The organism is Paenibacillus periandrae (assembly GCF_022458865.1).
In the GTDB taxonomy this organism is placed as follows: domain Bacteria; phylum Bacillota; class Bacilli; order Paenibacillales; family NBRC-103111; genus Paenibacillus_S; species Paenibacillus_S periandrae.
Map to the genome: position 1 here is coordinate 1 of NZ_JAJNMU010000225.1, position 255 is coordinate 255.

Consider the following 255-nt stretch of genomic DNA (forward strand, 5'->3'; position numbering starts at 1 on the left):
CGGCCGCCGGCTCTCAAAGCCAGTCGGCCGTTCCCCTATCTCCTTTACTTGACCTCATTCAGACGCTCTTCCAGACGGTCCCACGTTTCGGTGACGCCTTGCAGCATGCCCATATCCATGACGGTCTTGAGGGCCTCCGCCGACACATATTCAGCACGGTTGACCAGCTTCGTTTTGCCGCCCAGATCGATGAATTCCAGCGTGACCTCGGTCGAGGGCATGGACTCATTCGTATTGCCTTCGGCATCCGAGAAG

The 255-nt window shown here is 58.0% G+C and carries 1 protein-coding gene; it reads right to left on the reverse strand.

Annotation, left to right across the window (positions count from 1 at the left end; all coding sequences use genetic code 11):
• Positions 1-44: 44 nt before the first annotated feature.
• Positions 45-255 (reverse strand): SRPBCC domain-containing protein (locus tag LRL21_RS45325; protein WP_240422261.1); only part of this gene is annotated, 211 nt, incomplete at its 5' end.